The sequence below is a fragment of the Streptomyces sp. CLV115 genome, assembly GCF_038448545.1.
Taxonomy (GTDB): domain Bacteria; phylum Actinomycetota; class Actinomycetes; order Streptomycetales; family Streptomycetaceae; genus Streptomyces; species Streptomyces sanglieri.
In genome coordinates, this window is the sequence record NZ_JBCEWQ010000105.1 from 22,384 (window position 1) to 30,453 (window position 8,070).

7 protein-coding genes and 1 riboswitch are annotated in these 8,070 nt (G+C 69.7%); of the genes, 2 read left to right on the forward strand and 5 right to left on the reverse strand.

What is annotated here, in order from left to right:
• Nucleotides 1–48: 48 nt before the first annotated feature.
• The 4 genes from groL to thrC all read right to left on the reverse strand — a co-directional run bounded on the left by groL (nt 49) and on the right by thrC (nt 4,408).
• Complete coding sequence (groL, locus tag AADR41_RS28885; RefSeq protein WP_124717206.1) at nt 49–1,671, reverse strand: chaperonin GroEL; 1,623 nt, start codon at nt 1,669–1,671, stop codon at nt 49–51.
• A 473-nt stretch (nt 1,672–2,144) separates the two neighbouring features.
• The gene (locus AADR41_RS28890) at nt 2,145–2,351 is read right to left on the reverse strand and encodes a cold-shock protein (protein ID WP_003967346.1); all 207 of its coding nucleotides are present in this window, start codon (nt 2,349–2,351) and stop codon (nt 2,145–2,147) included.
• Nucleotides 2,352–2,773: 422 nt separating this feature from the next.
• Entirely contained in the window at nt 2,774–3,052 is a 279-nt protein-coding gene (locus AADR41_RS28895) for a MoaD/ThiS family protein (RefSeq protein WP_317866360.1), read from the reverse strand.
• A gap of 30 nt (nt 3,053–3,082) precedes the next feature.
• Nucleotides 3,083–4,408, reverse strand: a complete 1,326-nt coding sequence (gene thrC / locus AADR41_RS28900; protein ID WP_342284337.1) for a threonine synthase — start codon at nt 4,406–4,408, stop codon at nt 3,083–3,085.
• 17 nt (nt 4,409–4,425) lie between these two features.
• A riboswitch (SAM riboswitch) is annotated at nt 4,426–4,552 on the reverse strand.
• Nucleotides 4,553–4,705: 153 nt separating this feature from the next.
• Here thrC and AADR41_RS28905 point away from each other — a divergent pair.
• Both AADR41_RS28905 and AADR41_RS28910 read left to right on the forward strand, forming a co-directional pair.
• The gene (locus AADR41_RS28905) at nt 4,706–5,656 is read left to right on the forward strand and encodes a glucosyl-3-phosphoglycerate synthase (RefSeq protein ID WP_342284343.1); all 951 of its coding nucleotides are present in this window, start codon (nt 4,706–4,708) and stop codon (nt 5,654–5,656) included.
• A 93-nt stretch (nt 5,657–5,749) separates the two neighbouring features.
• Nucleotides 5,750–7,165, forward strand: a complete 1,416-nt coding sequence (locus tag AADR41_RS28910; RefSeq protein WP_342284338.1) for an alpha,alpha-trehalose-phosphate synthase (UDP-forming) — start codon at nt 5,750–5,752, stop codon at nt 7,163–7,165.
• Nucleotides 7,166–7,191: 26 nt separating this feature from the next.
• On the opposite strand, the gene otsB is transcribed toward AADR41_RS28910, so the two are convergent.
• Nucleotides 7,192–7,977: a trehalose-phosphatase gene (gene otsB, locus AADR41_RS28915; protein WP_342284344.1), complete on the reverse strand. Its 786-nt coding sequence runs from the start codon at nt 7,975–7,977 to the stop codon at nt 7,192–7,194.
• Between the last annotated feature and the right edge of the window lie 93 nt (nt 7,978–8,070).

The following is an 8,070-nucleotide window of genomic DNA, read 5'->3' on the forward strand; positions in this document are numbered from 1 at the left end:
CCACGCGGCAGAGCTGGGAAGCTGTGCCGGACTGCCGATCCGTCAGGATCAGAAGTCCATGTCACCGCCCGGCATGCCGCCCGGAGCGGCCGCGGCGGCCTTCTCCGGCTTGTCGGCGATGACGGCCTCGGTGGTGAGGAACAGCGCGGCGATGGACGCGGCGTTCTGCAGAGCGGAACGCGTGACCTTCGCCGGGTCGAGGATGCCCTCGGCGATCATGTCGACGTACTCGCCGGTCGCGGCGTTCAGACCGTGGCCGACGGCCAGGTTGCGCACCTTCTCGACGACGACGCCGCCCTCAAGACCACCGTTGACGGCGATCTGCTTGAGCGGGGCCTCCAGCGCCAGCTTGACGGCGTTGGCGCCGGTCGCCTCGTCACCCGAGAGCTCCAGCTTCTCGAAGACGGCCGAGGCCTGGAGCAGAGCCACGCCACCACCGGCGACGATGCCCTCCTCGACGGCGGCCTTGGCGTTGCGCACCGCGTCCTCGATGCGGTGCTTGCGCTCCTTGAGCTCGACCTCGGTCGCGGCACCGGCCTTGATGACGGCCACGCCGCCGGCCAGCTTCGCGAGGCGCTCCTGGAGCTTCTCGCGGTCGTAGTCCGAGTCGGAGTTCTCGATCTCGGCGCGGATCTGGTTGACCCGGCCCTGGACCTGGTCGCTGTCACCGGCGCCGTCGACGATGGTCGTCTCGTCCTTGGTGATGACGACCTTGCGGGCGCGGCCGAGCAGGTCGAGACCGGCGTTCTCCAGCTTGAGGCCGACCTCCTCGGAGATGACGGTGCCACCGGTGAGGATGGCGATGTCGCCGAGCATGGCCTTGCGGCGGTCACCGAAGCCCGGGGCCTTGACGGCGACGGACTTGAAGGTGCCACGGATCTTGTTGACGACCAGGGTCGACAGGGCCTCGCCCTCGACGTCCTCGGCGATGATCAGCAGCGGCTTGCCGGACTGCATGACCTTCTCCAGCAGCGGAAGGAGGTCCTTCACGTTGCTGATCTTCGAGTTGACGATCAGGATGTACGGGTCGTCCAGGGACGACTCCATGCGCTCCATGTCGGTGGCGAAGTACGCCGAGATGTAGCCCTTGTCGAAGCGCATACCCTCGGTGAGCTCCAGCTCCAGACCGAAGGTCTGGGACTCCTCGACGGTGATGACGCCTTCCTTGCCGACCTTGTCCATGGCCTCGGCGATGAGCTCGCCGATCTGGGTGTCGGCGGCGGAGATGGAGGCCGTCGAAGCGATCTGCTCCTTGGTCTCCACGTCCTTGGCCTGCTCCAGGAGGGCGGCGGAGACGGCCTCGACGGCCTTCTCGATACCCCGCTTGAGGGCCATCGGGTTGGCACCCGCGGCAACGTTGCGCAGACCCTCGCGGACGAGAGCCTGGGCGAGAACGGTGGCGGTGGTCGTACCGTCGCCGGCGACGTCGTCCGTCTTCTTGGCGACCTCCTTGACCAGCTCCGCACCGATCTTCTCGTACGGGTCCTCCAGCTCGATCTCCTTGGCGATGGAAACACCATCGTTGGTGATCGTGGGGGCGCCCCACTTCTTCTCAAGGACGACGTTGCGACCCTTGGGGCCAAGGGTGACCTTGACGGCGTCGGCGAGCTGGTTCATGCCGCGCTCGAGACCGCGCCGGGCCTCCTCGTCGAACGCGATGATCTTGGCCATGTGAAGTGGTCCTCCCGGACAGGGGTGGATTTCTCCGGACCGAGTGGCGCCCGCGACGGACGGCCTGCGTGACCGGTGGTTCCTTGCCCCACCGACCTGCGGGCCTCACCGGCCCGGTCCAAGTTCTGTCACTCTCACCTGGAGAGTGCTAACGCCAATGATTAGCACTCGACCCCCGAGAGTGCAAGCGTCCCCCTCCGGATGTGGACAACGGCGGACGGTCGTGGACGCGGCCGCGGACGGGGCTGTGGACGGCTGTGGACAACGGCGGACGGCTGTGGACGGACATGGACGCGGCCGCGGAAAGACGGTGGACGACTGTGGACGCGGCCGCGGACGGAGCCACGTAAGACGGAAGACGGTGGGCGGCCGCGGACGGCGCCCGGCGGCGCGTCAGAACGCACTGAGGGCCCGTACCCCCGGGGTACGGGCCCTCAGTGCGTGAGTGGTGTCGTTGGCCGACCGCGCCGAACTCAGCCGACGGCGAGCTTGACCATGTCTGCCTGCGGCCCCTTCTGGCCCTGCGAGATCTCGAATTCAACTCGCTGACCCTCTTCGAGGGTGCGGTACCCGTCCATCTGGATCGCGCTGTAGTGGACGAAAACATCCGCACCACCGTCGACCGCGATGAAGCCGTACCCCTTCTCCGCGTTGAACCACTTGACGGTGCCCTGAGCCATGCCTAACTCCCCTATTACTGGCCCTTGCGCAGGACCGCACTTCGCGGACCCGGGTCAGAACTCACCCTCCGACAGGAGAGGGTGTGTGCGCCGGAACGCGTCGACCGCGGCTGAATGTATCTGCCCAACTGCCCTCTGCAACAGGTCAATCGGACGAGAATTCTCGGCCGCACCGAACGCCCGAATATGCGGGTTTCATGAGATTCCTGGGCAAGTCGGGCCAGACAAAGGCGACTTATGCCGCAAGGCCAACACACACTTTGGCTGCATCTTGTCGTGGCCGGGCGCATTCTCATATGCGGGCGGCACGGGGCAGCTGGGGGGACTTCCCACACTGTACCCCGCTCAACCATGCAGAATTGCCCCCTCCGCTTCAAACGCGGAGGGGCCAATTCGATAACGCGATACGGCCGGACGGGGCGTCAGCAGCCGCCCGCCACCGCCGGGATGATCGAGATGCCGGCGCCGTCGGGCGTCACGGTCTCCAGGCCGCCCTCGAAACGCACGTCGTCGTCGTTGACGTACACGTTCACGAAGCGGCGCAGCTTGCCCTGGTCGTCCAGGACGCGGGCGGCGATGCCCGGGTGGTTCTGCTCCAGGGACTCGATGACCTGGGAGAGGGTCGAGCCCTCGGCCGGGACCTCGGCCTGGCCGCCCGTGTAGGTGCGGAGGATGGTGGGGATGCGGACCTTGACGCTCATGGTGGGTGCCCTTCCTGAAGTCTCGGGTGGTCAGCTGGTGGCGAGGCCGGCGGCGCGGAACGCCTCCAGGCTGGGGCGGATCGTCGCGGTCGCCTGAGAGGTTTCGGCAACCGCGTCGAGGGTCTTGAGGCCGTCACCCGTGTTGAGTACGACGGTGGTCAGCGACGGGTCGATCAGACCGGCCTCGATGAGCTTCTTCGTCACACCGACCGTCACACCGCCCGCCGTCTCCGCGAAGATGCCCTCGGTGCGCGCCAGCAGCTTGATCGCGTCGACGACCTGCTCGTCGTTCACGTCCTCCACGGCGCCGCCGGTGCGGCGGGCGATGTCCAGGACGTACGGGCCGTCGGCCGGGTTGCCGATCGCCAGCGACTTGGCGATCGTGTTCGGCTTCTGCGGCCGGACGACGTCGTGACCGCCCTTGTACGCGACCGAGACCGGGGAGCAGCCCTCCGCCTGGGCGCCGAAGAGCTTGTACGGCTTGTCCTCGACGAGGCCGAGCTTGATCAGCTCCTGGAGACCCTTGTCGATCTTGGTGAACTGCGAGCCGGACGCGATCGGGACGACCAGCTGATCCGGGAGCCGCCAGCCGAGCTGCTCGCAGATCTCGTACGCCAGGGTCTTGGAGCCCTCGCCGTAGTAAGGACGCAGGTTGACGTTGACGAAGCCCCAGCCCTCGCCGAGCGGGTCGCCGATGAGCTCGGAGCAGAAGCGGTTGACGTCGTCGTAGTTGCCCTCGATGCCGACCAGTTCACCGCCGTACACCGCGGCCATGACGACCTTGCCCTGCTCCAGGTCGTGCGGGATGAACACGCAGGAGCGGAAGCCGGCGCGGGCGGCGGCGGCGCCGACCGCACCGGCGAGGTTGCCGGTGGAGGAGCAGGAGAGGGTGGTGAAGCCGAAGGCGCGGGCGGCCTCGATGGCCTGGGCGACGACCCGGTCCTTGAAGGAGTGCGTGGGGTTGCCGGAGTCGTCCTTGACGAACAGCTTGCCCTGCTCGACGCCGAGCTCACGGGCGAGGTTGTCGGCCTGGACGAGCTTGGTCCAGCCGGGGTTCAGGTTCGGCTTCTCGGCGACGTCGGCCGGGACCGGCAGCAGCGGCGCGTAGCGCCAGATGTTGGCCGGGCCCGCCTCGATGCGCTTCTTCAGCTCTTCGGGGGAGCCGCTCGGCAGGTCGTACGCGACTTCGAGCGGCCCGAAACAGGACGCGCAGGCGAAAATGGGGCCGAGTTCGAATCGCTCGCCGCACTCGCGGCAGGAAAGGCCCGAAGCGGGGCCGAGGTCGACGGCTCCGGCGTGGCCGGCTTCGGTGTCGACGGAAGAATCGGTGCTTACTGCAACGGTCTGCGCAGCCATGGTGGCGAGGCCCTTTCTCCTCATCTTCCCCGCGGCGCGTTTCGCCACGAGACGGAATTGGCACCTTCCTCACCGGACCTCACGGTCGGTGGGGGGGTTGCCGGGACTTCAACGGGCCGTTCCCTCAGTCCCTCTGGATGAGCGCTGTGGCACCGGATCTTCGATCCGGGCATTTATCGGCGGACGGACCCCGGCATGCGATGGTCGTCCGCGTTGTTCAAGACTGTAACCGAAGCACCGGACTGTTGAGATAGTCGTCCGAACCGCGAGATGGATCACATACAGGGAGTATCGACCGTGCTGGAAGAGGTCGAATGCTGGCTGGCCAGGCGTTCCTGGTCGGCCGCCGACCGTCCGATGGACCGCCTGCTGGCCGCCAGGTCCGCGGAGGCGGGCCGCGGGAGCGTCAGTGTCGTACTGCCCGCGCTGAACGAGGAGGCGACGGTCGGTGAGATCGTCGCGACGATCCGGCGCGAGCTGATGGAGAAGGTCCGGCTGGTCGACGAGCTCGTGGTGATCGATTCCGGCTCCACCGACGCCACCGCCGAGGTGGCCCGGGAGGCCGGCGCCCGGGTGGTGCACCGCGACGCGATACTCCCCCGGATCCCGGCCGTACCCGGCAAGGGCGAGGTGCTGTGGCGTTCGCTCCTGGTGACCGGGGGCGACATCGTCTGCTTCATCGACGCCGACCTGAAGGACTTCTCGGCGGACTTCGTCTCCGGCATCGTCGGTCCGCTGCTGACCGAACCGGACGTGCAGTTCGTGAAGGCGATGTACGACCGCCCGTTCGGCGACACGACGGGCCAGGGCGGCCGGGTGACCGAACTGGTGGCCCGTCCGCTGCTCAATCTGCACTGGCCGCAGCTGGCCGGTTTCGTCCAGCCGCTGGGCGGCGAGTACGCCGTGCGCCGCTCGCTGCTCGAACGGCTGCCCTTCCCCGTCGGCTACGGCGTGGAGCTGGGTCTGCTGGTCGACGCGCTGCACACGGTGGGGCTGGACGCGCTGGCCCAGGTCGACGTGGGGGTACGCAAGCACCGGCACCAGGACGGGCAGGCGCTCGGCCGGATGGCGGCGGCGATCTACCGCACCGCCCAGCTGCGGCTCTCCCGCGGCCACCTGATCCGCCCGGTCCTCACCCAGTTCGAGCGCGGCGAGAACGGTTTCGTACCGCGCACCCATGCCGTGGACACCGAGGAGCGTCCCCCGATGTGCGAGATCGAGGAGTACGTTTCGCGCCGCGCGGCCTGACCCCGTCCGACTTCGCAGCCCGGCCTCGCAGTCCGGCCTCGCAGTCCGGCTTCGCACGTTTGGGCGGTTCGTGATCGGGCTAGATTCCGCAACATGGTCTCCGAGCACGATGCCCAGCCCGCTGTCCGATCCGGCGTCCGGTCCGATGCCCAGGTCCTCGTCGCGTCCAACCGCGGCCCGGTCTCGTACACCCTGGGAGAGGACGGATCGCTCGACGCGAGACGCGGCGGCGGCGGTCTCGTCTCCGGGCTGAGCGCCGTCGACGACAAGCTGTGGGTGTGTGCCGCGCTCGGTGCCGGGGACCGGGAGGCGGTCCGGCGCGGGGTCGCCGAGCAGGGCGTACGGATGCTCGACATCGACGCGGAGGTGCACGCCGACGCCTACAACGGCATCGCCAACTCGGTGCTCTGGTTCGTCCACCACATGCTGTACCAGACGCCGCTGGAGCCGGTCTTCGACGCGGAGTTCCGGCGGCAGTGGGCGTCGTTCGAGACCTACAACCGGGCCTTCGCCGAGGCGCTCGCCGAGGAGGCGGGGCCGGCCGCGGCGGTGCTGGTGCAGGACTACCACCTGGCGCTGGTGCCGGGCATGCTCCGCGAGCTGCGCCCGGATCTGCGGATCGGCCACTTCTCGCACACCCCGTGGGCGCCCGTCGACTACTTCCGGCTGCTTCCCGACGACATCGCCGAGCAGTTGCTGCACGGCATCCTGGGCGCGGACCGGGCTGCGTTCCTGACCCGGCGCTGGGCGGACGCGTTCATCGGCTGCTGCACCCAGATCCTGGGCGGCACCGGGCGGACCAGGATCGGGGTGCACGGGCTCGGCGCGGACGCGGACTTCCTGCGCCGCCGTGCCCACGAGGCGGATGTGGACGAGCGGATGGCGGCGCTGCGCGAGCAGACCGGCCCCGGCCGGAGGACGATCGTACGGGTGGACCGAACGGAACTGTCCAAGAACATCGTGCGCGGCCTGCTCGCGTACCGCTCGCTCCTGGACGAGCGGCCCGAGTGGCGTGAGCGCGTCGTCCATGTCGCCTTCGCCTACCCCTCCCGGCAGGACCTGGCGGTGTACCGCGACTACACGGCCGAGGTGCGGCGGGTCGCCGACGAGATCAACGCCGAGTACGGCGCGCCCGGCTGGACGCCGGTGGTGCTGCACGTCAAGGACGACTTCGCCCGCTCGCTCGCCGCGTACCGGCTGGCCGACGTCGCGCTCGTCAACCCGATCCGCGACGGCATGAACCTGGTCGCCAAGGAGATCCCGGTCGTCTCCGACCACGGCTGCGCGCTGGTGCTGTCACGGGAGGCGGGCGCCTACGAGGAGCTGGGCAGCGACGCGGTGGTGGTCAATCCGTACGACGTCTCGGCGACGGCGGCGGCGCTGCACGAGGCGCTGACGATGGCGGACGACGAACGGGCGGCGCGCACGGAACGCCTGGCCGCGGCGGCGGTCGCGCTGCCGCCGCAGCAGTGGTTCCTGGACCAGCTGGACGCGCTGCGGCGGGACTGAGACGGGACGGAGGCGGGGTCCGGGCGTCAGATCCGCCGGGCCAGCGCCGCCAGGAAGGCGACGACGTCGCCCGGCCCGCCGAGCAGCAGGTCGGCCCGCTCGGCCAGTTCGGGCACCTCCGCGCTGCCGCTGCACACCAGCAGGCCGGGGATGCCGTCGGCGCCGTCGGTACGGAGCTTCTCCACCGCGGCATAGGCGGCGAGGTCGCCGAGGTCGTCGCCCGCGTACAGCACGGACTCGGCGTCCGTCTCCCGTACGTACTGGGCGAGCGCCACACCCTTGTCCATGCCGGGCGGGCGCAGTTCCAGGACCAGCCGGCCCGGTTCGACGATCAGTCCGTGCCGGGCGGCGAGTTCGCCGAGCGGGCCGCCCAGCGCCTCGAACGCGGCCTGCGGGTCGGCGGCCCGGCGGGTGTGGACGGCGATCGCCCGGCCCTTCTCCTCGACCCAGGTGCCGTGCCAGGAACCGGACCGGTCGAGCACACCGGGGAGTTCGGCGCGGACCGAGGCGATGCCGGGGTGCGGGGCGGGGGCGTGGACGGTGCCGGACACCGCGTCCCAGCGCTCGGCGCCGTAATGGCCGAGGACGACGAGGTGGTCGAGGCCCGCGACTCCGGCGAAGCCGCCGTGCCGGACCGCGACGCCGGCCGGGCGGCCGGTGATCACGGCGATGGAGGCCACTTTCGGGGCGAGCGCGACGAGGGCGTCGACGGCGCCGGGGTGGGCACGGGCCTGCTCCGGGTCCGGGACGATGTCCGCGAGGGTGCCGTCGAAATCGAGCGCAATCACGGCGCGGTCGGGGCGCGCGAGGATCGCGGCGAGGGCCTCTTGGCCGGGTGCGGTGGTGGGGGTCGGGAGTGTGGGTGCGGGTTCCGGTGCGGATGCGTGTGTGGGTGCGGGTTCGGG

Bases quoted from the DNA above. Each gene is read 5' to 3' on its own strand.
- groL (WP_124717206.1), bottom strand. From the start codon at position 1,671: ATGGCCAAGATCATCGCGTTCGACGAGGAGGCCCGGCGCGGTCTCGAG.
- AADR41_RS28890 (WP_003967346.1), bottom strand. From the start codon at position 2,351: ATGGCTCAGGGCACCGTCAAGTGGTTCAACGCGGAGAAGGGGTACGGC.
- AADR41_RS28895 (WP_317866360.1), bottom strand. From the start codon at position 3,052: ATGAGCGTCAAGGTCCGCATCCCCACCATCCTCCGCACCTACACGGGC.
- thrC (WP_342284337.1), bottom strand. From the start codon at position 4,408: ATGGCTGCGCAGACCGTTGCAGTAAGCACCGATTCTTCCGTCGACACC.
- AADR41_RS28910 (WP_342284338.1), top strand. From the start codon at position 5,750: ATGGTCTCCGAGCACGATGCCCAGCCCGCTGTCCGATCCGGCGTCCGG.